At 64.4% G+C, this 22,941-nt stretch carries 23 protein-coding genes and 2 tRNA genes; 17 read left to right on the forward strand and 8 right to left on the reverse strand.

The window, feature by feature from the left end:
- Positions 1-17: 17 nt before the first annotated feature.
- The 7 genes from gyrA to ACSU1G_RS26600 all read left to right on the forward strand — a co-directional run bounded on the left by gyrA (position 18) and on the right by ACSU1G_RS26600 (position 6,183).
- On the forward strand, positions 18-2,615 hold the full coding sequence (gene gyrA, locus ACSU1G_RS26570) for a DNA gyrase subunit A (protein WP_439283298.1): 2,598 nt from the start codon (positions 18-20) through the stop codon (positions 2,613-2,615).
- On the forward strand, positions 2,612-3,016 hold the full coding sequence (locus ACSU1G_RS26575) for a DUF3566 domain-containing protein (RefSeq protein ID WP_439283299.1): 405 nt from the start codon (positions 2,612-2,614) through the stop codon (positions 3,014-3,016). Before gyrA ends, ACSU1G_RS26575 begins: the two co-directional genes overlap by 4 nt.
- A gap of 152 nt (positions 3,017-3,168) precedes the next feature.
- Positions 3,169-4,440 carry a histidine kinase gene (locus ACSU1G_RS26580; protein WP_439283301.1) on the forward strand — a complete coding sequence of 424 codons (1,272 nt, stop codon included), beginning with the start codon at positions 3,169-3,171 and terminating at the stop codon, positions 4,438-4,440.
- Positions 4,428-5,114: a response regulator transcription factor gene (locus ACSU1G_RS26585; RefSeq protein ID WP_439283302.1), complete on the forward strand. Its 687-nt coding sequence runs from the start codon at positions 4,428-4,430 to the stop codon at positions 5,112-5,114. Before ACSU1G_RS26580 ends, ACSU1G_RS26585 begins: the two co-directional genes overlap by 13 nt.
- Positions 5,111-5,956 carry a DUF4097 family beta strand repeat-containing protein gene (locus tag ACSU1G_RS26590; RefSeq protein WP_439283303.1) on the forward strand — a complete coding sequence of 282 codons (846 nt, stop codon included), beginning with the start codon at positions 5,111-5,113 and terminating at the stop codon, positions 5,954-5,956. The genes ACSU1G_RS26585 and ACSU1G_RS26590 overlap by 4 nt, the downstream gene beginning before the upstream one ends.
- 53 nt (positions 5,957-6,009) lie before the next feature.
- A tRNA-Ile gene (locus ACSU1G_RS26595) sits at positions 6,010-6,083 on the forward strand.
- 27 nt (positions 6,084-6,110) lie between these two features.
- Positions 6,111-6,183: transfer RNA gene (locus tag ACSU1G_RS26600), tRNA-Ala, on the forward strand.
- Between the two features lie 76 nt (positions 6,184-6,259).
- Here the strand turns inward: ACSU1G_RS26600 and ACSU1G_RS26605 are convergent.
- The gene (locus ACSU1G_RS26605; protein ID WP_439283305.1) at positions 6,260-6,877 is read right to left on the reverse strand and encodes a TetR/AcrR family transcriptional regulator; all 618 of its coding nucleotides are present in this window, start codon (positions 6,875-6,877) and stop codon (positions 6,260-6,262) included.
- A gap of 104 nt (positions 6,878-6,981) precedes the next feature.
- Between ACSU1G_RS26605 and ACSU1G_RS26610 the strand changes: the two genes are divergently transcribed.
- Positions 6,982-7,545, forward strand: coding sequence for a dihydrofolate reductase family protein (locus ACSU1G_RS26610; RefSeq protein WP_439283307.1), 564 nt, complete (start codon positions 6,982-6,984; stop codon positions 7,543-7,545).
- A gap of 18 nt (positions 7,546-7,563) precedes the next feature.
- Here ACSU1G_RS26610 and ACSU1G_RS26615 read toward each other — a convergent pair whose 3' ends face one another.
- The gene (locus tag ACSU1G_RS26615; protein ID WP_439283309.1) at positions 7,564-8,139 is read right to left on the reverse strand and encodes a dihydrofolate reductase family protein; all 576 of its coding nucleotides are present in this window, start codon (positions 8,137-8,139) and stop codon (positions 7,564-7,566) included.
- Positions 8,140-8,332: 193 nt separating this feature from the next.
- Between ACSU1G_RS26615 and ACSU1G_RS26620 the strand changes: the two genes are divergently transcribed.
- Positions 8,333-8,611 (forward strand): hypothetical protein, encoded by a 279-nt coding sequence (locus tag ACSU1G_RS26620; RefSeq protein WP_439283311.1) that lies wholly within the window; start codon positions 8,333-8,335, stop codon positions 8,609-8,611.
- A gap of 100 nt (positions 8,612-8,711) precedes the next feature.
- Here the strand turns inward: ACSU1G_RS26620 and ACSU1G_RS26625 are convergent, their stop codons facing one another.
- The 5 genes from ACSU1G_RS26625 to ectA form a co-directional block, all read right to left on the reverse strand.
- The gene (locus tag ACSU1G_RS26625) at positions 8,712-9,797 is read right to left on the reverse strand and encodes a 3-deoxy-7-phosphoheptulonate synthase (protein WP_439283313.1); all 1,086 of its coding nucleotides are present in this window, start codon (positions 9,795-9,797) and stop codon (positions 8,712-8,714) included.
- 226 nt (positions 9,798-10,023) lie between these two features.
- On the reverse strand, positions 10,024-10,920 hold the full coding sequence (gene thpD, locus ACSU1G_RS26630; protein WP_439283315.1) for an ectoine hydroxylase: 897 nt from the start codon (positions 10,918-10,920) through the stop codon (positions 10,024-10,026).
- Between the two features lie 43 nt (positions 10,921-10,963).
- A complete protein-coding gene (locus tag ACSU1G_RS26635; RefSeq protein WP_439283316.1) occupies positions 10,964-11,356 on the reverse strand; it encodes an ectoine synthase in 393 nt (130 codons plus the stop codon).
- Positions 11,353-12,669 (reverse strand): diaminobutyrate--2-oxoglutarate transaminase, encoded by a 1,317-nt coding sequence (ectB, locus tag ACSU1G_RS26640; RefSeq protein ID WP_439283318.1) that lies wholly within the window; start codon positions 12,667-12,669, stop codon positions 11,353-11,355. Before ectB ends, ACSU1G_RS26635 begins: the two co-directional genes overlap by 4 nt.
- 72 nt (positions 12,670-12,741) lie before the next feature.
- Positions 12,742-13,314 carry a diaminobutyrate acetyltransferase gene (ectA, locus tag ACSU1G_RS26645; protein ID WP_439283637.1) on the reverse strand — a complete coding sequence of 191 codons (573 nt, stop codon included), beginning with the start codon at positions 13,312-13,314 and terminating at the stop codon, positions 12,742-12,744.
- Positions 13,315-13,503: 189 nt separating this feature from the next.
- Between ectA and ACSU1G_RS26650 the strand changes: the two genes are divergently transcribed.
- From ACSU1G_RS26650 to ACSU1G_RS26685, 8 genes are all read left to right on the forward strand, one after another.
- Entirely contained in the window at positions 13,504-14,562 is a 1,059-nt protein-coding gene (locus ACSU1G_RS26650; protein ID WP_439283320.1) for an ankyrin repeat domain-containing protein, read from the forward strand.
- Positions 14,563-14,637: 75 nt separating this feature from the next.
- On the forward strand, positions 14,638-15,408 hold the full coding sequence (locus ACSU1G_RS26655) for a hypothetical protein (protein WP_439283322.1): 771 nt from the start codon (positions 14,638-14,640) through the stop codon (positions 15,406-15,408).
- Positions 15,409-15,433: 25 nt separating this feature from the next.
- Positions 15,434-16,576, forward strand: coding sequence for an aminotransferase class V-fold PLP-dependent enzyme (locus ACSU1G_RS26660; RefSeq protein WP_439283324.1), 1,143 nt, complete (start codon positions 15,434-15,436; stop codon positions 16,574-16,576).
- A gap of 4 nt (positions 16,577-16,580) precedes the next feature.
- Positions 16,581-18,176 carry an amidohydrolase gene (locus ACSU1G_RS26665; RefSeq protein ID WP_439283326.1) on the forward strand — a complete coding sequence of 532 codons (1,596 nt, stop codon included), beginning with the start codon at positions 16,581-16,583 and terminating at the stop codon, positions 18,174-18,176.
- 72 nt (positions 18,177-18,248) lie between these two features.
- The gene (locus ACSU1G_RS26670) at positions 18,249-19,025 is read left to right on the forward strand and encodes an SDR family oxidoreductase (protein ID WP_439283328.1); all 777 of its coding nucleotides are present in this window, start codon (positions 18,249-18,251) and stop codon (positions 19,023-19,025) included.
- Between the two features lie 58 nt (positions 19,026-19,083).
- On the forward strand, positions 19,084-19,677 hold the full coding sequence (locus ACSU1G_RS26675; protein ID WP_439283330.1) for a TetR/AcrR family transcriptional regulator: 594 nt from the start codon (positions 19,084-19,086) through the stop codon (positions 19,675-19,677).
- Complete coding sequence (locus tag ACSU1G_RS26680; RefSeq protein WP_439283331.1) at positions 19,661-20,668, forward strand: NADPH:quinone oxidoreductase family protein; 1,008 nt, start codon at positions 19,661-19,663, stop codon at positions 20,666-20,668. The genes ACSU1G_RS26675 and ACSU1G_RS26680 overlap by 17 nt, the downstream gene beginning before the upstream one ends.
- Positions 20,665-21,399, forward strand: a complete 735-nt coding sequence (locus ACSU1G_RS26685; protein WP_439283333.1) for a glucose 1-dehydrogenase — start codon at positions 20,665-20,667, stop codon at positions 21,397-21,399. The genes ACSU1G_RS26680 and ACSU1G_RS26685 overlap by 4 nt, the downstream gene beginning before the upstream one ends.
- Before the next feature lie 43 nt (positions 21,400-21,442).
- On the opposite strand, the gene ACSU1G_RS26690 is transcribed toward ACSU1G_RS26685, so the two are convergent.
- Positions 21,443-22,927: a DUF222 domain-containing protein gene (locus tag ACSU1G_RS26690; RefSeq protein ID WP_439283335.1), complete on the reverse strand. Its 1,485-nt coding sequence runs from the start codon at positions 22,925-22,927 to the stop codon at positions 21,443-21,445.
- Positions 22,928-22,941 lie beyond the last annotated feature (14 nt).

A 22,941-nucleotide genomic window follows, 5' to 3' on the forward strand; every position in this document is an offset into this window, starting at 1 on the left:
ACGATTGAAAGATACCAATGACTGACGATAATTCGACGGGCGAAACGACCGGATCCGGTCGCGAAGAGCCGTATCACGAGCACGGCAAGATCGACCAGGTCGATCTGAAGTTCGAGATGGAGCGCAGCTACCTCGACTACGCGATGGCGGTCATCGTGGGCCGCGCGCTGCCTGATGTGCGCGATGGCCTCAAGCCCGTGCACCGCCGGGTGATCTACGGCATGTACGACGGTGGCTACCGCCCAGACAAGGCGTTCTCGAAGTGTGCCCGCGTCGTCGGTGAAGTCATGGGTCAGTACCACCCGCACGGTGACACCGCGATCTATGACACCCTGGTGCGTCTGGTTCAGCCCTGGGCACTGCGGTACCCGCTCGCTCTCGGCCAGGGAAACTTCGGCTCCCCCGGCAACATGGGTGCGGCTGCACCGCGTTACACGGAGACGAAGATGGCTCCGCTCGCGCTCGAGATGGTGCGCGACATCGAAGAGGAGACTGTCGACTTCCAGCCGAACTACGACGGCCAGACTCAGGAGCCGACGGTTCTGCCGGCGCGTTTCCCGAACCTGCTTGTCAACGGCTCCGTCGGCATCGCGGTCGGCATGGCGACGAACATCCCGCCGCACAACCTGCGCGAAGTGTCCGCTGCCGCGCTCTGGGCACTCGACAACCCTGGTCTGCCGCGCGAGGAGCTTCTCGAGGGGCTCATCCAACGCATCTCTGGTCCTGATTTCCCGACTGGAGCGCAGATTCTGGGCACCAAGGGCATCCAGGAGGCCTATCGCACCGGTCGTGGTTCGATCACGATGCGCGCAGTCGTGAATGTCGAAGAGATCCAGGGCCGCAACTGCCTGGTGATTACCGAACTCCCCTACCAGGTGAACCCCGACAACCTCGCGGTGAAGATCGGTGATCTGGCGCGTGACGGCAAGGTCACCGGCATCGCCGATATCCGCGACGAGACCAGCGATCGTACCGGTCAGCGTCTCGTGGTGGTTCTCAAGCGGGATGCTGTCGCCAAGGTCGTGCTGAACAACCTGTACAAGCACACGCAGCTGCAGGACAACTTCGGCGCGAACATGCTCGCGATCGTCGATGGTGTTCCGCGCACGCTCGCGCTCGACGGCTTCATCACGAACTGGATTTCACACCAGATCAACGTGATCGTCCGCCGCACGCAGTTCCGTCTGCGCAAGGCGGAGGAGCGGATGCACACCCTGCGCGCCTACCTCAAGGCGCTCGACGCGCTCGATGAGGTCATCGCGTTGATCCGACGCTCGCCCACTCCGAACGAGGCGAACGAGGGGCTGCAGAGGCTGCTCGACATTGACGAGGTTCAGGCTGATGCCATCCTCACGATGCAGTTGCGTCGCCTGGCAGCTCTCGAACGCCAGAAGATCATCGACGAAGCCACCGAGATCGAGATCAAGATCGCCGACTTCAAGGCGATCCTTGCCGATGAGATGCGCCAGCGCACCATCATCCGCGAGGAGCTCACCGAGATCGTCGACCGCTTCGGCGATGACCGCCGCACGCACATCCTGCACGGTTTCGACGGTGACGTCTCAATGGAAGACCTCATCGCCGAAGAGGAGATGGTCATCACCGTCACCCGCGCTGGCTACATCAAGCGCACCCGCAGTGACAACTATCGTTCACAGCACCGCGGCGGCAAGGGCATCAAGGGTGCTCAGCTGCGCGCAGATGACATCGTCGAGCACTTCTTCGTGACGACCACGCACCACTGGCTGCTGTTCTTCACCGATAAGGGTCGTGTCTACCGCACCAAGACCTACGAGGTGCCGGAGGCCGGTCGCGACGCCAAGGGTACGCACGTTGCGAACCTGCTCGCACTGCAGCCGGACGAGAACATCGCTCAGGTGCTCGATATCCGCGACTACGAGGTGGCAGATTATCTGGTGCTCGCGACGCGTAATGGTCTGGTCAAGAAGACCCGACTGGATGCGTACGACACGAACCGTCAGGGTGGCGTCATCGCAATCCGTCTGAACGAAGACGACGAGCTCGTCAGTGCGCTCATGGTCAATGCAGAAGACGACATCCTTCTGATCAGCCGTCGCGGTATGTCGGTACGCTTCAGCGCGACCGATGAGGCCCTGCGACCGATGGGTCGCGCGACCGCCGGGGTGAAGGGCATGAAGTTCCGTGAGGGCGACAGTCTCCTGTCGGCATCCGTCGCCGCGCTCGATCAGTTCGTGTTCGTGGTGACTGATGGCGGATTCGCGAAGCGCACAGCTGTAGGTGAGTATCGCGTGCAGGGACGCGGCGGATTCGGCATCAAGGTGGCGAAGCTCAACGACGATCGAGGTACTCTCGCGGGTGGTTTGATCGTGGCTGAGGACGACGAGGTTCTGGTGGTTCTGTCCAGCGGCAAGGTGGTACGCTCTGCCGTGGCCGAGGTACCCGCGAAGGGTCGAGACACCATGGGAGTGGTGTTCGCCCGGACTTCCGAGAAGGACCGGATCCTCGCCATCGCCCGCAACAGTGAGCGGGGCCTTGCCGAAGAAGAGGCAGAGGCGGAGTCTGACACAGAGGCTCTCGAATCGACACAGATCTCTGAATCGACACAGATCTCTGAGGAAAGCACGGACGAATGAGCACAGTAGCCGACAAGTTGGCGAAGAAGTCCACGCGCAAGACCGGTGGCAAGCAGGTTCGCCTGCGCCTGGTCTATGTGGACTTCTGGTCGGCCGTGAAGCTGTCTTTCCTCGCCGCGGTTGCGCTCGCGATCGTGACGATGGTGTCGTTCTTCCTGATCTTCCTGGTGCTGCAGGCAACGGGAATTCTGGCGGGGGCCGACGAATTCGTTGGTGAAATCACCGATGGTGCCATTTCGATTGCCTCGATGATGGGCCTGCCCCAGGTCATGGCGTTCGCCGCGGTCGTGTCGATTCTGAACCTGATCGTGGTCACTGTGCTCGGCGCCGTGTGCGCCGGCATCTACAACCTCGCAGTGAAGGTGACGGGTGGCCTGCTAGTCGGCTTCATGTCCAACTAATAACAACCTTCCGAGTGGGCGCTCGTGGCTCGCTTTCGCCGCGGCGAAGCGCCACAAGCGCCCACTCGCACGTGTATGAGTAGGGGAAACCCGAAGGCGTCGCGGGGGCTGGCACGGTGTTCGGGGCGCGGCCTGCGGCCTACGTTTGAGACATGACCACTCAGACCACCCCGGCCCCGGTCGGCGCCTCCCCATCGGAGAAGCCGCCACTGCGGCTGTTCCTGACAATCCTGCAGCTCGCCTGCCTCGGTGTTTTCGGCGCCGGTGCTATCGGCATCCTCAGCGCGCTCGTCGGCGCCGGTGTCGCATTGCTGTTCGTCTTCGGAATCGGCGCGGTGTTTCTCGTCGGTCTGGTTTATGCCCTGTACGGACTGGGCTGGTTCGAGATCGCTCGCGTTGACGGCCTCTACCGTCTAGGTCTCCCGCCGCTGGCTCCGCGTCCGCGCCAGCGTCCCGGCTTCGGAGGATGGCTGCGTTCACTCGGTCGCCAGTCGATTGACGGGCGGATGTGGCGGGCCGTGGCGAACTTCACGATCGCCTGCATCTTCGGGACGCTGGTTCTTCGACTCTTCTGGGGGATGCTCTGGTCAGCGATTTACACGATCTCACCGCTGTTCGGTGGCGGCTCAACAGCCGGTCCCTTCGGCACAGTCGTCACTGCCGGATGGGCGCCGCTGGTCGGCATCCTCGGCGTTCTCGCTGCGGCTGCCGGCATCATCGGCCTCGCGCTGCTGCACCGCGTTCTCACCCGAGCAATCGTCGTGCCGAACCGCGAGGCTGAGCTCACCGAACAGGTTCGCACGACCAGCGCACAGCGCGAAGGCGCCGTGCGCGCTGCAGATCTCGAGCGCACGCGTATCGAACGTGATCTGCACGACGGCGTTCAGCCGCGACTGGTCTCGGTCGGCATGACCCTTGGCCTTGCGCAGCAGAAGATCGAGAGTGACCCGGACGTCGCGAAGCAGCTGATCAGCGAGGCACACACCTCCACAAAGGCCGCAATCACGGAGCTGCGTCAGCTCGCCCGTGGCATCCATGCGTCGGTTCTTGACGATCGTGGGCTGGATGCCGCGCTGTCAGCGATCGCCAGCAGGTCGCACGTCCCGGTGCAGCTTGACGTGCGGATGACCGGCCGATGCAGCCGTGAAGCTGAAGCCGCCGTCTACTTCTGTATCGCTGAGTCGCTCACGAACGCCGCCAAGCACTCGCGAGCCAGCGAATGCCGAGTCATCGTGCGGATGCGCGAGGGCGGGGTGCTCTGGGCCCGCGTGGAAGACAACGGTATCGGCGGTGCGCAGGTGCAGCCCGGCGGTGGCCTCGACGGCATCTCGAACCGGGTGGCAGCCGCCGGCGGCACGTTCCGACTCGACAGCCCGCAGGGCGGTCCGACTTCCCTGGAGGTGAGTGTGCCATGCGCATCCTGATCTGTGAGGACTCGGTTCTCCTTCGCGAGGGTCTGGTTCGTCTGCTGGAGGATGCCGGACACGAGGTGGTCGCGGCCCTGGCCGACACCGAGGGTCTGACCGAAACCGTGCAGAGCACGGACCCTGAGCTCTGCATCCTCGATGTGCGGCTGCCCCCGACTTTCACCGACGAGGGCATTCGTGCGGCGCTGGCGCTGCGGTCCACGCATCCGACATTGCCGCTGCTGGTGCTGTCGCAGTACGTCGAGGAACGCTATGCCAGCGATCTGATCGCCGCGCAGGGTGGGCCGCTCGGCTACCTGCTCAAGGATCGCGTCGCCGATGTCTCCGAATTTCTCGCTTCAGTGGAGCGGATCGCAGAGGGAGCATCCGTGCTCGACCCGGAGGTGGTCCAGCAGTTGCTGACACGTCGCAATCGTGACGATCGGATGCTGCAGCTCACCGAGCGGGAACGGACGGTGCTCGCCCTGATCGCCGAGGGAAAGTCGAATCAGACAATCGCGGGTCTTCTTTTCCTCTCGGAGGCGAGTGTCGAGAAGAACATCACCGCCATCTTTCAGAAGCTGGGCCTTGAGCCAGAGGCCGGCAACCGGCGCGTGCTCGCAGCTCTCGCTCATATCGAAAACACCGGCGGTACGCCCCCGCTCGGAAACCAGACAGGAATGACACGATGAACACCGAACCTCAGCACACGCCTGGCGGCGCACGCACCCACGCCGGCGTCACGGCAATCACCGTGACGACTGCGATCGTGGGCGGGATCGCTCTGCTCGGCGCCGGCGGTACGGCTGCCTTCGCCGCAGTGAATGACGCGACGGTGAGCAGCGAAGCCCAGTCCGTGGAAGTTGGTGGGATCGAATCGTTGGAGATGGACGTCAGCGCCAGCAGCGTCACTGTGCGCTTTGCCGACGTCGACGAGGCGCAACTGCAGGTGGAGGGCAGCCGTGGCGGTTGGACGATGCGTCGTGACGGCGATGAGTTGATCGTGCAGAGTCCGCGGGGGCTGTTCGACGGCTGGTTCGGCGGCGGACTGTTCGGCAACTGGTTCAATGACGACGAGCGCGTTGTACTGACCCTGCCCGAAGCGCTGCAAGATTCTCGACTCGACGCCGACTTCACGCTGAGTGCGGGCAGCCTCGACGTGGACGGGGCGTTTGACGGCCTGGACATAGAGCTGGGGGCTGGCGGCCTCATCCTGAGTGGATCGGCGTCGTCTGTTGACATCGATATGAGCGCAGGTCGTGCTGACGTCAACCTCGCAGACGTGGAAGAAGCCGACTTCACCGTGGCGGCCGGCCAGGTGGTGGCGGAGCTTGCTGGGAGGGCGCCCAGCGAGGTGACCATCGACGTCAGCGCTGGTTCTCTCGAGCTGACGCTTCCGGATGTCGCCTACGACGTGCAGCAGGAAGTCAGCGCCGGCTCCCTCGACAACAACCTGCAGACGTCCTCGAATGCGCGGAATTCTGTCGTGGTCAGCCTCTCTGCTGGCAGTGTGGATCTGCACCCCGGTCGCTGAGCACCGTCGATTCGGATTTTCCTCAAATCTCAGGTAAAGTCTTGGAGGTTGACGGGGATATAGCTCAGTTGGTTAGAGCGCTTCACTGATAATGAAGAGGTCCCAGGTTCAAATCCCGGTATCCCCACTCCGTCACCATAATTAAATAGTTTTTGGGGCCTTAACTCAGTTGGTAGAGTGCCTGCTTTGCAAGCAGGATGTCAGGAGTTCGATTCTCCTAGGCTCCACATTCAGAACCGGCCAGACATCACGTCTGGCCGGTTCTTTTTTCTCAGGTGCATCGTTTCTCAGGTGCACGGTTTCTCAGGTGCATCGTGCAGTGATCGTCAGGGCCGCCTGTTCAACCACCTGCTCCTTCTCTCCGTCAGTGAGAGCCCATCCGCCATGGACCAATCTCGGCCAGAACACCATCGTCGCGATCATCCCGAGGAACTGCGCTGAGATGGCCTCCGCATCGTCGAAGTCGGCAGTCCCTGTGTCCCGCGCAGCGATGAGGAAGTCTTTGAGAGCCGTGAGCACGGGGAGTGTACCGAAATCGAAGGTTCGCTCACGAAGTTCAGGGAAGCGCGGTGATTCCGAGATCACGATCCGCATCAGGTCGGCCATGCCGGAACGATCAAGTAGCCGCACGTAGGCCTTCCCGAGAATCACGAGTCCGCCGAGGAAGTCATCAGGATCTGGCGCAACCGGTTCGGTGCCCGGCATGCTCCCAGCCGCGAGCACGGTCGCTTCGAACAACTCCGCCTTTGTGGGGAACTGCTTGAACAACGTGGCCTTCGATACACCTGCTTGCCTGGCGATCTCCGCGAGCGAGGTGCGATCGTAGCCGTTCTCCAGGAACGGGCGCGCGGCCGCCGCGAGAATCGCCGCGCGGTTGTTCGCCGCGATATGCCGGTGGTACACGGAGAGCTTGCGAGTCATTGCCTCAGTATCGCATTGTGGTGAGCTACTTGACTCACCTTAAAGAGAAGAATATGTTTTCGTTATGGTGAGTCGCTCGACTCACTTCTACGAAAGGGCAAAGCATGTCAAAGGTGATGATCCATGCCACCGTGTCGGTCGATGGGTTCATGGCGGATCCCGACGGAGGAATGAACTGGATGAACGGATTTTCCGTCGCCCCGGAGGACGAGCAGATCGTGGAAGCGATCTGCTCCGACATCGGATCCATCGTCGGGGGCGCGAACAAGACTCAGACCATTGAGGACGGGGAGATCCCGTACGGCGGGTTCCTGAAGGTGCCGGTGTACTTGATGACGCACAGTGAGCAAGCGGCGGTCGAGCAAGACGGGACCAGGTTCATCTTCGTCGTCGACGATATCGAAGAGGCTGTGCGGCGTGCGCGGCAGGATGCTGGAGAGAAGTGGGTGAGCCTTTTGGGGGGCCGCGTCGCGAGGCAGTGCCTCACCCTAGGGCTCGTGGACGAGCTCCGCCTGCATGTCGTGCCCGTCGTGCTGGGCGAAGGGATCCCTCTCTTTGCAGGCCTGCAGCGTCAGCTCCGCCTCGAACGCATGGAGACCTCTGCATTCGCCAGTGAGGTCCACCTCCGCTACCGGGTCTTGCGGGATGTGCCTGCGTCCGGAGACTGAGTACCGATGCGAACCTCGTCAGCGCCGCACGTCGTAGACGAGCCTCACCACTCCGTTCGCATACGTCGCGGAGTCGCGCAGCGCTAGGCCGCGGCGATCGGCGCCACTCTCGCCGAAGATCCTTTTGCCGCCCGGCAAGAGGTAGGGGAACATCAGCAGGTTGTAGCGGTCGATGAGGCCCGCTTCGCCCAGGCGCAGAGCGAGGTCAGCGCTGCCGTGAATGAAGATCGCGCCGCCGTCGGTCTGCTTCAGGCTGGCGATGTCCTCGGTGGTGCGCAGGATCGTCGTCGGACCCCAGCCGTCGACCAGGTCGTCGTCGCCGAGGGTCGTGGATGCCACGTACTTCGGCAGGTCGCGGTACGCCGCGTGATCAGGCGACGTCGGCCAGAAGTTCGAGAACGCCTCGTAGCTGTTGCGGCCGAACAGCAGAGCCGTCGTCTCCTCGAGTTCTTCCGCCTTCAGCGAGAACGCTTCGGGGACGAACTCGGTGTCGAATACCCAGCCGCCACCTGGGTGCCCCTCGGCTGCGCCGCCGGGAGAGTCGACCGCCCCGTCGAGAGTGATGAATCCGGTGTAGATCAGTTCGCGTGCCATGGTTTCGCTTTCGTGTAGGGAGGACATCCGTTTGTGTCTTCATAAGGACGTCGAACGAGGCGTCCGCAGATCGACATCGCCCGGACATTATTTCCCGAGGATGCCGAGATTCGGTTCACGCGCCTATCGACGCCGGCGCTCGTAGCCAGGGCGTGCGCCGAGGCTTCGTCCCCGCTCGACGTAGGATCAAAGAGTGCTGATCGGTCTGATGCGTCCCGTGGAAACCACCTCTGTTGACGTTGAGGCGGCAGATCTCGCCGCTGTCCAGACCCAGCTTGCTCTGCAGAAGCCACAAGGCTTTGATCTCATCTCCGCACCCGTCAAAATGATCAAGGGTGCGTCGACGCTCAAGGCAACGGGCACTTTCGCCCGACGTGACCAGATTCAGCAGATCGACGCCGACGATATGGATGCGCTGCTTGCCAAGGTGCCCGAGGGCTGGCAGTTACTAAACGTCCGCGACGCGTCCTGACCTGAGCCTTTCCTGTCGCAGCGGGAAGAAAAATCCGGCTTGCGGGGCGGATTAAGCCCGGAAAGTCTTCCCGCCACGGCCAGATTCCACCCGGACCGCCTCACCCCCGACGCCGGCGCACACCCTCGGCAAGAGCGGTCAGCGAGACGGCCGTGGCGTCCCAACCCATGCAGGCATCCGTCACGCTCTGGCCGTGCACGAGCCGGCTGCGTACAGACACATCAAGCTTCTGGGCCCCGGCGACAAGGTTGCTCTCGAGCATCACGCCCGCAATCGCCGCGCCATCCACAGCGATCTGCTCACCGAGCTCGGCAGCAACCTCGGCCTGACGCACGTGGTCCTTGCCGCTGTTGCCGTGGCTGGCGTCGATGATGACGCGCGACGTGAGAGACGCAGCATCCAGACGCTGCGATGCACGCCGCACGGTCTCGGCGTCGTAATTCGGTCCGTCGGCTCCGCCGCGCAGGATCACCGAGGTGTCGGGGTTTCCCGTCGTGGCCACAAGGCTCGCCCGCCCGTCGGCGCCGATGCCGAGGAACGCCTGCGGGGCGGATGCTGAGGCCGCAGCATCCAGCGCCACCTGAAGTCCGCCGTCGGTACCGTTCTTGAAACCGATCGGCATCGACAGCCCGGATGCCAGCTGCCGGTGAATCTGGCTCTCCGTGGTGCGCGCGCCGATGGCGCCCCAGCTGATGAGGTCGGCGGTGTACTGCGGGCTGATCGGCTCGAGGAACTCGGTGCCACACGGCATCCCGAGTGCGGTGACATCGCGCAGGAACCCGCGCGCCATCCGCAGTCCAGCCTCGATGTCGTGGCTGCCGTCGAGGTGCGGGTCGTTGATGAGGCCCTTCCATCCGATCGTCGTGCGCGGCTTCTCGAAGTACGTGCGCATCACGATCAGCAGGTCGTCGCGGTGCTGTTCGGCCTCGCGCACCAGTCGACCTGCGTATTCGAGCCCTGCGGCGGGATCATGAATCGAGCAGGGGCCGACGACGACGAGCAGTCGGTCATCCTCTCCCGCCATGATCGCGCGCACCTCATTGCGGGTGCGGGAGACGAGCGCCGCGCGCTCATCGCCGACCGGCAACTCGGTGGCAATGTCGCTGGGTGCGGGGAGCGAAGTGAACTTCGCGACGTGCAGGTCAGCCGTGGAGTCAGTGCTGGCGGTGGCTTCGATAGTGCTCATGGGTCCTGGGTCCTGTCTTCGGTGCGAAGGCGGACCCCGGATGCAGAGCCCGCCGAAACGGCGAAAGCCAGAGCAAAAATGCTCTGGCTTGTCAGCTCTGAAGGTGTCGGTACGCGCTAGATTAGCGCCGGCCCCTCCAGAGCCGACTCATAATACGCATACCAACGGGTTGTCATGGGAATGACCCTACAGCATGCGCACGGGGTGCGTGCGCATGCTGTAGGGCTCACACCAGCGCCGTGAAATCGCGATTCGCGATGTGTCCGGGTCTGGCCGTGTTCGCCGCGAACGGCTCTACGAGCGTGTTCTCGACACTGTTGAACACCATGAACACGTTCGAGCGCGGGTATGGAGTGATATTGTTCCCGGACCCGTGCATGATGTTCGAGTCGAACCACAGTGCGCCGCCCGCGCCGCCCGTGAATTGATCGATGCCGTACTTTTCAGCCATCGCCGTGATGGCGGCGTGACTCGGCACCCCCGCCTCCTGTGCTTGCAGCGACTGCTCGTGGTTGTTGTCCGGAGTCTCGCCTACGGCGGGAACGAACGTGCGATGAGAACCGGGCATCACCATCAGCCCGCCGTTGAACGGATAGTTGTCCGTCAGCGCGATCGACAGGCTGACGGCTCGAGGGATCGGCATGCCGTCCTCGGCATGCCAGGTCTCGAAGTCCGAATGCCAGTAGAACCCCGTGCCGGTGAAGCTCGGCATGTAGTTGACTCGCGTCTGGTGCAGGTACACGTCGGACCCGACGATCTGTCCGGCACGGTCGAGCACCTTGGGGCTGCGGGCGAGGGCATCCAGCACTTGGCTCAGCTTCTCGACCTCGAAGACTGAACGCACCGTTCCAGTGCTGCGTTCGGTGACCATTCGATCGTCGTTCTGTAGCGCAGTGTCTGCGGCGAGCCTGTCGAGCTCACCGGAATACAGCGCAACCTCATCAGCCGAGATGAAGTTGTCGAGGATCGTGAAGCCGCGCTGCTCATGCGCGCCTAGCTCGGTTTCCGTGAACGGTCCGTCATCCGGGGATCCCCACACCGTCGGCTGGGTGCGGGTGATGAAGTCCGAGGGCTGGGTCAACCGGGTCGGGAACAGGTCCTCTGCGGTCTTTGTGGTGGTCATGCGTCCTTCTCCTGTCTCTCGTGCTGGTGTCGTTCGGATGCGGTCAGGCGGGCTCGACGACCAGCGGATACACGCCGTTCTCGTCGTGCACCTCGCGCCCGGTGATGGGTGGGTTGAACACGCACACCGTGCGCATCTGCGTGCGCGGGCGTACTTCGTGCTTGTCGTGGTTGTTCAGCAGATACAGCGACCCCGGTGCGAGCTGGTGGGTCTCACCGGTGGCGAGGTCGGTGATCTCTCCCTCGCCCTCGACGATGAACACCGCCTCGATGTGGTTCGCGTACCAGAACTGATTCACCGTGCCCGCGTACAGCGTGGTCTCGTGCACTGAGAAGCCCACTTGCTCCTTCGCGAGCACGATGCGCTTGCTGCGCCAGTTCTCGGTCTTGATGTCGGCGTCGGTGTCGGTGATCTCGTTGATGGTACGGACGATCATGCGGGGGTGTGCTCCTTGCTCTCGGCGATGTGGTCGATGTGGTCGGCGGCATCCGGATCGGGCTCGCCGAGCACGGCGCGTATCGATTCGTCGATGATCATGAGGCCGCGTTCGAGCTCGGCATCGGTGATCGTCAACGCCGGGAGGATCTTCATGACCTCGCCCTCGGGCCCGGACGTCTCCATGAGCAGGCCTCGCGCGAACGCCGCCTGGCAGACAGCATCCGCCAAGTCACCCGACGGGAACTGCAGACCGCGCGCGAGACCGCGGCCTTTGGCGACGAGGTCGTGCTGCGGGTACCGCGCGACGAAGGTGTTGAACCACCCTTCGACGCGAGCCCCCTTGGTCAGGGTGGAGTCGCGCAGGGAGTGGTCGGTCCAGTAGCGACGCAGGGCTTCGGCTGCGGTCGCGAAGCCGGGGCTGATTCCGCGGAAGGTGCCGTTGTGCTCACCGGGCTGCCAGACATCCAACTCTGGCTTGATCAACGTGAGCGCCATCGGGATGCCATAACCGGAGATCGACTTCGACAGACAGACGATGTCTGGGACGATGCCGGCGTCTTCGAAACTGAAGAACTCACCCGTGCGGCCGCAGCCCATCTGAATGTCGTCGACGATCAACAGCATGTCGTACTTCTTGCACAGCGCTGCCAGCGCGCGCAGCCACTCTGCACGCGCGACGTTGATGCCGCCCTCACCCTGTACTGTTTCGACGATGACGGCGGCCGGAGCGTTCAATCCGCTGCCGGTGTCCTCGAGCAGCCGCTCGAAGTAGAAGAAGTCTGGGTAGTCGCCGTCGAAGTAGTCATCGAACGGCATAGGCGTCGCATGCACGAGCGGCACGCCAGCACCGCCGCGCTTGAGCGAGTTTCCGGTCACGGACAGTGCGCCGAGCGTCATGCCGTGGAAGGCGTTGGTGAAGTTGATGACCGATTCGCGGCCGGTGACCTTGCGCGCCAGCTTCAGTGCGGCCTCGACGGCATTCGCGCCACCCGGGCCAGGGAAGACGACCTTGTAGTCGAGATCGCGAGGCTTCAGGATCACTTCATTGAAGGTTTCGAGAAAGTCCCGGCGGGCCGAGGTGAACATGTCGAGCGAGTGCACGATGCGGTCATCGGCCAGATAGTCGAGAAGGACTTTCTTCAGCGCGGGATTGTTGTGTCCGTAGTTCAGTGCCCCGGCGCCGGTGAAGAAGTCAAGGTATTCCTTGCCGTCTTCGTCGTACATCGCGGTGCCGACAGCACGGTCGAACACGACCGGCCATGAGCGAGAGTAACTGCGGACTTCGGATTCCAGCTGAGTGAAAATATTCATGTGCTGTGGTTTTTCTCCTGGTTTTTGTCGCGCGGGAGTGCACGCCGCCCTCAACGGGCGGATGGGGGACGGCTAAGTCGGCGGACCGATCTCGTAGAGCCGTTCGGGATCGTGGGACGCCGCATCCGAGCTGTCGAGGCTCAGGTGTGCGCTTTCGAAAAGCGGGGTGACAACCATCGGCGCGTCACTCCAGCGACGCGCAAGACTGCGGAACGTCTGCTGAGAGCCGACGTTGTCGTCAGTGATCGTGGTCTGCAGCGTGCGCACCGGAGGATGCACAGCGGTGTCGTGGATCAGGTCGTCGAGCATCCGCCCCGCGAGACCGAGTCCGCGGAAGCGCTCATCGACGGCGACCTGCCAGATAAACAGGCATTCGGGATCGGAGGGTCGGCGGTAGCCGAGCACGAACCCGGCAGGGCGCTCATCGACAAGAGCGATACGACACGTCGCGGCGAAGTCGCGGGCGTAGAGAACGTAGGCGTATGACGAGTTCAGGTCGAGTGTCTGAGAGTCGCGCGCGATGCGCCAGAGCTCGATTCCCTCGTCGATTCTCGGTGCCCGAATCAGGCTCGTCCTGCCCGACCGCGCATCGATATGCGCGGCCCGTGCTGACGTGCTCGGCTCAATAGAGCCGGGGGAAGTCAGAGCGTTTCACCGTCCCGGATCGGGGGGTGCAACGCTGGCAAGTTCATGTTCATAAGGGTGTGACCTCTGCGGAGAAACAGCTTCGGTTCGCTCTTCACACTGTCATGCCCATGCCGAGACCTCAAATTCAGGCCCGTCTCCGCGACGCAATATGTGATCGGGAGCGCAGCGGCCTCATAGGCTGGCCGCATGGCACGTTCGAAGCGTAAAACGCTCCCGAAGAACTTCGATGAGATCCTGCGTTCCGGTGATCTGGTCGCCGTGCAAAAAGTTTTCGACAAGAGCGCTCTGGACGCTTATGGGGGATATCGCCGGCAGTCCGCGATCGGGTACTCGGATGCCGGGGAGGACGTCATTCGATGGCTCATCGCGGAGGGTGCTGATCTTGAAGCGGGTGATGAGAAGGATGCGACGCCGCTGATCGCGCATGCCGGAGCATGGAACGGCAAGGTCGCGCTGCTCCTGGAGATCGGCGCCGACATCACCGCACGTGACCGGAACGGGAAGACGGCTTTGCACGAGGCGGTCCCGTTCCACGCCCAAAACGTGCGTGTTCTTCTGGATGCCGGAGCCGACGCGCTCGCCCGCGACGACGACGGGCAGACCCCGCTCGCGCGCGGTCTGCAGCAGTGCTCGACCACCACGATCGAGGAGATGGCCGAGATCGCCGATCTGTTCCTCACGGCGGGTGACGTGGTCGACGACGGGATGCGTGAGTCCGTGCGCCGAATCGCGGCGAACTTCCAAGACATCCGCGAAGTCTTCAACGAGGAGTCTCTGCCGAGAACGGATGCTGCGCTGCGCCGTCTCTACGAACTCTTCAGCGTTGCCCCCATCATCGCCCGTGAGCGCCATGACGGTACCTCGCCGATCCTGCTCCCCGAGGGCGGCTGGGTCGAACAACACAGTGCCCTGTTCGACTTCCTTGTCCCGGCGATGGGTGCGGCGACCACGGCGCAGGGCGAGGCGATCCGCATCAGCGGGCGCGTGGCCAACGAGTTCGACGGCAACGGCGGCGTCAACTGGGGCGACGACTTCCGCCAGATGGTCGACATGCTGCTCGTGCTGCTGCGTCGCGGCATCCCGCTCGATGATGAAGACCTGGTGGATGCTGCGAATCGTGCAGCGCGCGTGCGCAAGGCGCGACCGCGTGAAGACGACGTCGCAGCCCTGGCCCGGTATGCCGTGGTCTGGGTCGGGCGCAACCCCACTCCTCTTCCTCTCGGCGAGGTGCCGTACAAGCGCTGATGGCCGCGCGATGAACTGGTAATCTCAGCGGGTCTGTGCGTGATGCACAACGATCACCGCGTCGGGGAGGACGAGATGACCAAGATCAAAGCTGCGATGGGTGTCATGGGAGCAATCGTGCTCCTTTCCGGCTGCGCTGCCACGGCACCCGAGTCAGAGAACGCCGAGAAGCCGGATGCCGTGACATCGGCGGAGCCGGTGGTAGAACCTGCAGGCTGGGTCGCACCGGACTCCTGCACCTCGCTGAGCCTGCTGCCGGGGAACACGCTCGCCGGTGACGCACTTGGCGCCTGTGTCGAAGAGATCATGCCGAGCCTGGGCAGTGGCAAGGAGATCTTGCACAACTCCTACGGAACCGGGCAGGCGGTCTTCCGCTTCGTGCCGGACTTCGCGCTTCAGGGGACGACCGCGGGATCTTCCGGCGGCATCGGCGTTACCTTCCTCGGCGATCAGATGTGGGTCGACTTCGGCAATGGACCAGTCAAGGGCGATGTGAACTCGACCGACCCGGAGGAAGTGATCGCGGGCGCAGCCAGCGAGCTCTACCGCTTCTTCACGCTGCCGAGCACGAACGCCACCATGGTCGCTAGCAGCCCGTCGTGGAATGTCTCCGAGATCGAGACAGTCGACATCGGCAACGGCGAGACCGCCGAGGCATACCGCATCACCAGCACTGAGCCCTTCACCTGGCTTGAGATGCCGGTGGATGAATACGTGCTGTGGTTCGCCCCAGACTGGACTCCCGTTGGCAGTGAATCGACGGCGACGATGATGGGTGTGACCGAGACCAGCCGCCAGACGTACTACGACATGGGCGAGCCGGTCGAGATCACGCCGGTTGAGTGAGCGCGGTGTGTGGGATGCTGGGCGCATGATGACCCAGCCGCACCTGCCGCACGAAGATGTCGACCCGGATGGCCTGCTCGAGTACTCGGTGGTCTTCACCGACCGGTCCCTGAATCACATGTCCGCCCGATTCGTGGGCGTCATGCAGCAGACCCTTGAGATCCTCGGTGAGGCGTACAACGCGCACACCTCGGCGATCGTCCCCGGTGGCGGCACCTATGGGATGGAAGCGGTCGCCCGCCAGCTCGCCAGCGGCCGGCGTACCCTCGTCGTGCGCAACGGTCTGTTCTCGTTCCGATGGTCGCAGATCCTCGAGGCCGGCGGCATCAGCGACGACGTCACCGTGCTCGCGGCCCGCCCCGACACCGATGACCTGCAGGCCGCGTGGGCCCCGGCGCCGATCGACCAGGTCACCGGAGTCATCCGCGCTCGTCGCCCCGAAGTCGTCTTCGCACCTCACGTGGAGACCGCCGCCGGCATGATCCTGCCCGACGATTACGTGCGTGCCCTCGCGGATGCTGCGCACGAGGTCGGCGCTCTGCTCGTGCTCGATTGCATCGCTTCCGGTGCGATGTGGGTCGACATGAAGGCCCTCGGCGTCGATGTGCTGCTCAGCGCTCCCCAGAAGGGCTGGAGTGGATCGCCGTGCGCCGGGTTCGTCATGCTCAGCGACGCGGGCGCAGATGCCGTGCGCTCCCGAGTCTCGACGAGCTTCGCGATCGACCTCGCCAAGTGGCTGACGATCGCTGACGAGTATCGCGCCGGACGAGCGGCGTACCACGCGACCATGCCGACTGACCCACTCACCCATAACCTCGCCGCCATGATCGAAACTCGTGAGCGCGGGTTTGAGGCACTGCGTGCGGCGCAGATCGAGCTCGGCACTCGTGTTCGGTCGTTGCTGGCCGAGCGCGGATTCCGCTCGGTCGCGGCACCCGAGTTCGCCGCCCCCGGCGTTGTCGTCGTGCACACGGATGACCCCGCGCTGAAGTCCGGTGCGGCGTTCAAGGAGCAGGGCCTGCAGATCGCTGCCGGAGTTCCGCTGCATTGCGATGAACCGGAGGGCTTCTCGACGTTCCGCCTCGGGCTGTTCGGCCTCGACAAGCTCGGCGACGTCGATGGCACGGTGGCCCGGCTCGAAGCAGCGCTCGACCGGATCGGAGCCTGACGTCGTGACGACAGTTTTTACCGGCAGCATCCGTCCGCTCGCGACCGACATCGATGAGCAGGTCGAGGCGATGGCCATCGATGACGGCCGTATCGTCGCGCTTGGAACGACGACCGAGCTGGTTGGCCGTTTCCCGGATGCCGAGACCGTGGTCCTGGACGGCTGGGTCATGCCGGGGCTCATCGAGCCGCACGGCCACCCCGCGTATTCGTCGATCCTGTTGTCGCATCTGGTCGTCGATATCCGTCCTGTCGTGATTCCGGATGCCGCTGGCGTGCTCGCCGCGCTGACGCAGGCGGTTGCCGCCGCCGATGGCCAGGCCGTCTTCGCGAACGGGTGGGATTCGCTGCTGCAGCGGGGGCTCCCCGACCCGGACATCCACTGGCTCGATGAGTTCGCCGGCTCCACTCCGATCGTCGTGATCCACAACTCTGGCCACTCCGCGTACTTCAACAGCGCCGCCGCTCGTGCAGCAGGCATTGACCGCAGCACTCCCGATCCGGCCGGCTCCCGCTTCGCTCGTGACGCGAACGGCGACCTCGCCGGAGTCGCCTTTGAAGAAGCCGCGGTCGAGCAGGTCGTCGCCCCGATGCTCGGCAGTGCGAAGCAGCATCTGCCCGAGTTGCTCGTCGCGCATCTGCGCGATCTGTCGCGTCGCGGAATCACGACGGTGTCCGACCTGTCCTGGAACCCTGACCTCAACCCGCTCATCGAGGGTCTGCACGCTCAGGGCGCGTTGCCGGTGCGGCTGCGCTGGTACGAAATGTCGCGTCCTGGCGGCACGGCGGCACCTCGCGGAGAGGACGATCCGGTGTTCCGTCAGATCGGGGTGAAGACCTGGTCAGATGGCTCTCCGTGGATCGGCAACATCGCGACGTCCTTCCCCTACCTCGACACCGATGCGACCCGTGGTCTGGGCCTTGAACCGCACCACGTCGGCACCGCGAACTACACGACGCAGCAGCTGCTCGCCATCGCCGAGCCCTACGCGGCGGGCGGATGGCAGCTCGCCTGCCACGCGCACGGCGATCTCGCGATCGATTCCACGCTCGACGTCTACGAGCAGATCATCACCAGGCACGCCCTGACCGACCATCGCTTCCGGCTCGAGCACTGTGGTGCGATGACTGCGGCACAGTTCGAGCGCGCAGCATCCCTCGGCGTGACCGTCAGTCTGTTCGTCGACCACATCACGTACTGGGGAGAGGTGCTCGTCGACGATCTTTTCGGCGCCGAGCACGGCGGAGCCTGGGCGGATGCCGGCGCCGCATTCGCCGCTGGGCACCGCGCAACTTTCCACAACGATGGCTGGGTCACGCCGAACGAGCCGTTCCGCAACATGGCCGTCGCCGAGTCGCGCACCACTCGTAGCGGATTCCGGATGCCTGGTGGCACGCCGGTCACTCGCGCGCAAGCCCTCGCGGCCCAGACGACGAACGCGGCGTGGCAGCTGTTCAGCGAGCACGAGGTCGGCGCGCTCGCACCGGGACTGTTCGCGGACTTCATCGTCGTCGACCGCGATCCGGTGACCGTCTCCGCGGAGGACCTCGCTGAGACGGTGGTGCGGGAGACCTACCTGGCTGGTGCGCTCGTCGACTGAGCACGTCGCACGAGGCGCATGCTACAGTGACTCAAACCGACTAGACGGTATGTAGTTGCGCAAGGAGGCGCCATGTCCGCAGCACGCTTCGACGGCACAGCACGATCTAACGGCACTGCACGCTTCAACGGCACAGTTTCGCTCATCACCGGGGCAAGCCGCGGGATCGGCTTTGCCATCGCTCGGCGCATCGTCGCCGAGGGTGGCTCCGTGGTCATCACGGGTCGCAAGCAGGATGCGCTCGATGCTGCCGTCGCAGAGCTCGGGCCTGCGGCATCCGCCGTCGCTGGCCGCGCCGATGATGCCGATCACCGCGGCGCAGTCTTCGCGCACATCGCCGCTCAGCATGGCCGCTTCGACCACCTCGTGAACAACACCGGCATCAACCCCGTTTACGGGCCCATCGTCGACGTCGATGCAGACGCCGCACGCAAGATCCTCGAGGTCAACGTGGTCGCAGCTCTCGACTGGACGCGCGCCGCACTTGCCGCCGGCCTCAGCCGCAGCATCGTGAACATCGCCTCGGTGGCGGGTCTGAGTGCAAGCCCCGGCATCGCGTTCTACGGCATCTCCAAGGCGGCGCTCATCAATCTCACCGCGCAGCTTGCCTTCGAACTTGCTCCCGACATCCGTGTCAATGCCGTCGCACCGGCGGTGATCAAGACCGCGTTCGCTCGGGCGCTTTACGAAGGACACGAGGGTGCGGTGTCCGCAGGCTATCCGCTCGCGCGCCTCGGCGAACCCGACGATGTGGCCGGTCCCGTCACCTTCCTGCTCTCTGATGATGCCGCGTGGATGACCGGGCAGACCGTGTCCATCGATGGCGGCGCCAGTATCCGTCCGCTCTGATGGATGGCGCTGATCCATATGTACGACGCGTGATCATGATTCACGGAAAGATGAGGATATGAAGGATTCACACGTCCCTGAAAACGTCACCCGCGCCGCCGTCGAGTTGTTCGCCACCCGCGGCTACGCGAACACGAGCGTGCAGCAGATCGTCGAGGCTGCCGGCGTCACCAAGGGTGCGATGTACCACTACTTCGAGTCGAAGGATGATCTGCTCTTCGGCATCTACGACTCGCTGCTGACGCTGCAGAAGGCGCATCTCGACGAGATCATCGCGCGGGGCGGGACGACCGATGAGGTGTTGCGTGCGGCGTGCATCGACGTGCTGGAGACCTCGATCGACCACATCGCCGAGGGGGCTGTGTTCTTCCGCAGCATGAACATGCTCTCGGCGCCCAGACAGCAGGATGTCACCCGTCGCCGTCGCGGATACCACGACGAGTTCGCCGCCCTCATCGGGAGCGGACAGCGCGAGGGGATCTACCGCGATGACATCCCTGTTGCGCTGCTTGTCGCGCACTTCTTCAGTGACGTGCACTATCTGTCGCATTGGTATTCACCAGAGGGACCGGAAGGTAAGACGCTCATCGCCGAGCAGATCACCGACCTGTTTCTCGCCAGCTTGAGGAGAACGGATGCCGTCCCCCATTGAAGTTCCGCAGTCCATGCGCGCCTGGCAGGTCACCAGTCTCGGTGAACCCGCAGAAGCGCTGACACAGCAGAGTGTGCAGACACCGGTGCCGGCTGAAGGAGAGGTGCTCATCCGGGTCGCGGCAGTCGCAGCGAACTTCCCGGATGTGCTGCTTGCTCGCGGCGAATACCAGGTGAAGCCGGAGCTGCCCTTCATTCCCGGCATAGAGTGCAGCGGAACAGTGATTGCCGTGGGCAGCGGTGTCTCCACACACGCTGTGGGCGACCGGGTCGTCGCGGGGAAGATCGGCGTTCTCGCCGAATACGCGGCCGTGGATGCGGCATCCGTGCATCCGATTCCGGACAGCTTCGATTTTCTGGCGGCGTCAGGATTGAACATCGCCTACCAAACCTCGTGGTTCGCGCTGCACCGTCGCGCGAAGCTGCAGGCGGGCGAGTGGTTGCTCGTGCATGCGGCGGCGGGCGGAGTTGGCGCTGCCACCGTGCAGCTGGGCGCCGCCGCCGGTGCCAGGGTAATCGGCGTGGTTGGCAGCGAGGCGAAGGCAGAGGTCGCTCGCGCCGCGGGCGCTGAGCACGTCATCCTGCGCGGCGATGACATCGTCGGCGAGGTCAAGCGCATCACCGGCGGCCACGGCGCAGACGTGGTGTTCGATCCGGTGGGAGGAGCGGCATTCACCGCATCCACCCGTGCGGTCGCTTTCGAGGGACGCATCGTCGTGATCGGCTTCGCGAGCGGTGAGATTCCGCAGCTCGCGGTGAGCCACGCTCTGGTCAAGAACTACGCCGTGCTCGGGCTGTACTGGGGTCTCTACCAGGAGCGTCTGCCGCACCTGGTCGATGAAGCGCACGAGGAGCTGATCCGCCTGTTCGAGTCTGGGAAGATCGCTCCGGTCATCGACAGTGTGGTGCCATTCGACGATGCACCGGCTGCCATCACCAAGCTCGCCACAGGCACGACGGTGGGTCGCGTGGTCATCCAGGTCTCGTCATGAACGATCTGGGCGGGCGGGTGGCGCTGGTCACCGGTGGTGCGCGCGGCATCGGCGAGGCGTACGTCCGCGCGTTGCATGCTGCGGGCGGACGGGTCGTGATCGCGGACATCCTCGAGGATGCCGGACGGGCTCTTGCCGCGGAGCTGGGGGAGCGGGCGCTGTTCGTCTCGTTGGATGTCACCCAGGAGATGCAGTGGGATGCCGCGGTGGATGCGTCGGTTCAGGCCTTCGGCGCCGTCGACGTGCTGGTCAACAATGCCGGTATCGCGAATGCCGCGCCGATCGAGCATCTCAGTACCGAGAAATGGGACGCCGTGATCGCGGTGAACCTCACCGGCACCTTCTTCGGCTGCCGCGCGGTGGTGCCGATCATGAAGCAGCAGGGCAAAGGATCGATCATCAACATCTCCTCGGTCGAGGGGATGCGCGGCAGCGCAGGGTTGCACGGTTACACGGCGGCGAAGTTCGGGGTGCGCGGCCTCGCCGCGTCTCTCGCAGTCGAGCTCGGACCGTTCGGGATCCGGGTCAACTCGGTGCACCCTGGATTCATCAATACCTCGATGACGACAAGGATCGACCCCGCGCATCTCGACATTCCGCTCGGGCGCCCCGGCGAGCCGGAAGATCTGGCGGGCACCATCGTGTTCCTTGCGAGCGATGCGTCGTCGTTCACCAGCGGCGCGGAGTTCGTCGTCGACGGCGGCATGATCGCCGGTATTCCGCACCGCTGAGATGTTCGCATCGCTAGGCTCTTCGCCCCGGTCCGCCCCGTGCTCAGACGGTGGCCGGTTGTCGATGGCGAGGTGGAGATTGAGGTCGTGGTCGCCCGGCCGGCCGCCAACGCTGTTCACGGTCCCACCAGAGGGGGCCGCGCACCTCGGGAACGCCGCCGTTCATCCGGATACGCCACTCTGACAGGTGCAGATTCCGGTGGTGCCACCAGCACAGCAGCACGCCGTTGTCAGTGTGCGTCGGCCCGCCGTCGGCGTGCTCACGAACATGATGGATTTCACACCAGGTGGCCGGGATCGTGCAGCCGGGGATGATGCAGCCACCGTCCCGCAGCGTGATCGCACGCCGCTGAAGGGCGTTGAAGATGCGGGCCGAGGTGCCGATCGAGACGATCCTGCCCTGGCTGTCGAAGAGGACGCGTTGGATGCCGCCCGCGCAGCCCGTTTGTGCGGCGACACGTGCAGGAATGAGGTCACCGGTGTTCTGCACGCTCGCGTGACCTGCGCCGGTGGCGTAATCGTCTGCGTTGACGGTCACCACCAGGGTCGGCGCGGCGCCGCCCAACGTCGGGAAATTGCCCGTGCGCGCAGCGGTGTTGAGTATCGCGGCGAACGCATCGTGGCGCTTCTGCGCACGGGTGCGCGAGTCGACGGGGGAGAGGCCGTGGTCGGCGTCAGTGCCCACGCTGGCGTCATCGTCCGTCGGCGCGAAATGCACTCCGCCCGTGGATGACAGGTCTTCCGGACCGTCGACCCGAGGATTCAGCAGGCTGTCGAGCAGAAGCTGCAGCTGCCCCGCCACCTCAGGGAGCAGGTCGGCGCGGACAGGAATGGTCCCATCACGCAGGCGCCCGATCGTTAACCCGCGTTTGCGGGTGGCGGTGTCATCCGTCGGCTCGGCGCCGTCTGGGTCGAGGTACGCGACGAGCACCTGCGAGAGGAGCCCGAGATCTTCGGGTGTCGGTAGCGGTCCGCGGCCGATGGAAGCGTCGGACTCCGCGTCGGTGTCGATCCCTCGAGCGAGCGCCCCGAGTTGCCGGTCGGCGTCGAGTCGCTGATCGTCGAGGATGCGCGCGCGTGCCTGCTCCAGCGGAGTGATCGCGGCCAGCAAACCCGACAGCCCCAGGTATCCGTCAGTGACGGCCTCGCGCAGCGCGGGATAGCGCGCCGGAAGGAACACGCCCTCGGTGATGCTGCGGGTGCGCTTCAGGAAGCCGGCGGCCCGCACCAGCCGGTGAGCCTGGCGGGAGTCGACCAGGGTGAGCATCCGAATGAGGTCCACCGCCGTCGCGCACCCGTAGGTGAGGGTGATCCGGTCGTCGCGCATCGGAGCCGAGCGCTCCTGCACCTGCACGGCCGCCTCGATCTGGAGGGCTTCAAGTCTGCGCTGAACTCGGCCGGTCGCAGCGAGCAGCGCAGCGACGTCGGCATCACTGAGATCGGGAATGACTTCGCGGCCGAACGCGTCCCGCGTCAGCACGGCGAGGGTCTCATCGAGACCCTCGAGCTGTGTGACGACGTTGTTCATACTGACCATTCAAC

It is taken from the genome of Microbacterium sp. A93, assembly GCF_051842835.1.

What these genes read in the sequence shown, in the direction of transcription:
- gyrA (WP_439283298.1), top strand. Translation starts at nt 18, where the DNA reads ATGACTGACGATAATTCGACGGGCGAAACGACCGGATCCGGTCGCGAA.
- ACSU1G_RS26575 (WP_439283299.1), top strand. Translation starts at nt 2,612, where the DNA reads ATGAGCACAGTAGCCGACAAGTTGGCGAAGAAGTCCACGCGCAAGACC.
- ACSU1G_RS26580 (WP_439283301.1), top strand. Translation starts at nt 3,169, where the DNA reads ATGACCACTCAGACCACCCCGGCCCCGGTCGGCGCCTCCCCATCGGAG.
- ACSU1G_RS26585 (WP_439283302.1), top strand. Translation starts at nt 4,428, where the DNA reads ATGCGCATCCTGATCTGTGAGGACTCGGTTCTCCTTCGCGAGGGTCTG.
- ACSU1G_RS26590 (WP_439283303.1), top strand. Translation starts at nt 5,111, where the DNA reads ATGAACACCGAACCTCAGCACACGCCTGGCGGCGCACGCACCCACGCC.
- ACSU1G_RS26605 (WP_439283305.1), bottom strand. Translation starts at nt 6,877, where the DNA reads ATGACTCGCAAGCTCTCCGTGTACCACCGGCATATCGCGGCGAACAAC.
- ACSU1G_RS26610 (WP_439283307.1), top strand. Translation starts at nt 6,982, where the DNA reads ATGTCAAAGGTGATGATCCATGCCACCGTGTCGGTCGATGGGTTCATG.
- ACSU1G_RS26615 (WP_439283309.1), bottom strand. Translation starts at nt 8,139, where the DNA reads ATGGCACGCGAACTGATCTACACCGGATTCATCACTCTCGACGGGGCG.
- ACSU1G_RS26625 (WP_439283313.1), bottom strand. Translation starts at nt 9,797, where the DNA reads ATGAGCACTATCGAAGCCACCGCCAGCACTGACTCCACGGCTGACCTG.
- thpD (WP_439283315.1), bottom strand. Translation starts at nt 10,920, where the DNA reads ATGACCACCACAAAGACCGCAGAGGACCTGTTCCCGACCCGGTTGACC.
- ACSU1G_RS26635 (WP_439283316.1), bottom strand. Translation starts at nt 11,356, where the DNA reads ATGATCGTCCGTACCATCAACGAGATCACCGACACCGACGCCGACATC.
- ectB (WP_439283318.1), bottom strand. Translation starts at nt 12,669, where the DNA reads ATGAATATTTTCACTCAGCTGGAATCCGAAGTCCGCAGTTACTCTCGC.
- ACSU1G_RS26650 (WP_439283320.1), top strand. Translation starts at nt 13,504, where the DNA reads ATGGCACGTTCGAAGCGTAAAACGCTCCCGAAGAACTTCGATGAGATC.
- ACSU1G_RS26655 (WP_439283322.1), top strand. Translation starts at nt 14,638, where the DNA reads ATGACCAAGATCAAAGCTGCGATGGGTGTCATGGGAGCAATCGTGCTC.
- ACSU1G_RS26660 (WP_439283324.1), top strand. Translation starts at nt 15,434, where the DNA reads ATGATGACCCAGCCGCACCTGCCGCACGAAGATGTCGACCCGGATGGC.
- ACSU1G_RS26670 (WP_439283328.1), top strand. Translation starts at nt 18,249, where the DNA reads ATGTCCGCAGCACGCTTCGACGGCACAGCACGATCTAACGGCACTGCA.
- ACSU1G_RS26675 (WP_439283330.1), top strand. Translation starts at nt 19,084, where the DNA reads ATGAAGGATTCACACGTCCCTGAAAACGTCACCCGCGCCGCCGTCGAG.
- ACSU1G_RS26680 (WP_439283331.1), top strand. Translation starts at nt 19,661, where the DNA reads ATGCCGTCCCCCATTGAAGTTCCGCAGTCCATGCGCGCCTGGCAGGTC.
- ACSU1G_RS26685 (WP_439283333.1), top strand. Translation starts at nt 20,665, where the DNA reads ATGAACGATCTGGGCGGGCGGGTGGCGCTGGTCACCGGTGGTGCGCGC.
- ACSU1G_RS26690 (WP_439283335.1), bottom strand. Translation starts at nt 22,927, where the DNA reads ATGAACAACGTCGTCACACAGCTCGAGGGTCTCGATGAGACCCTCGCC.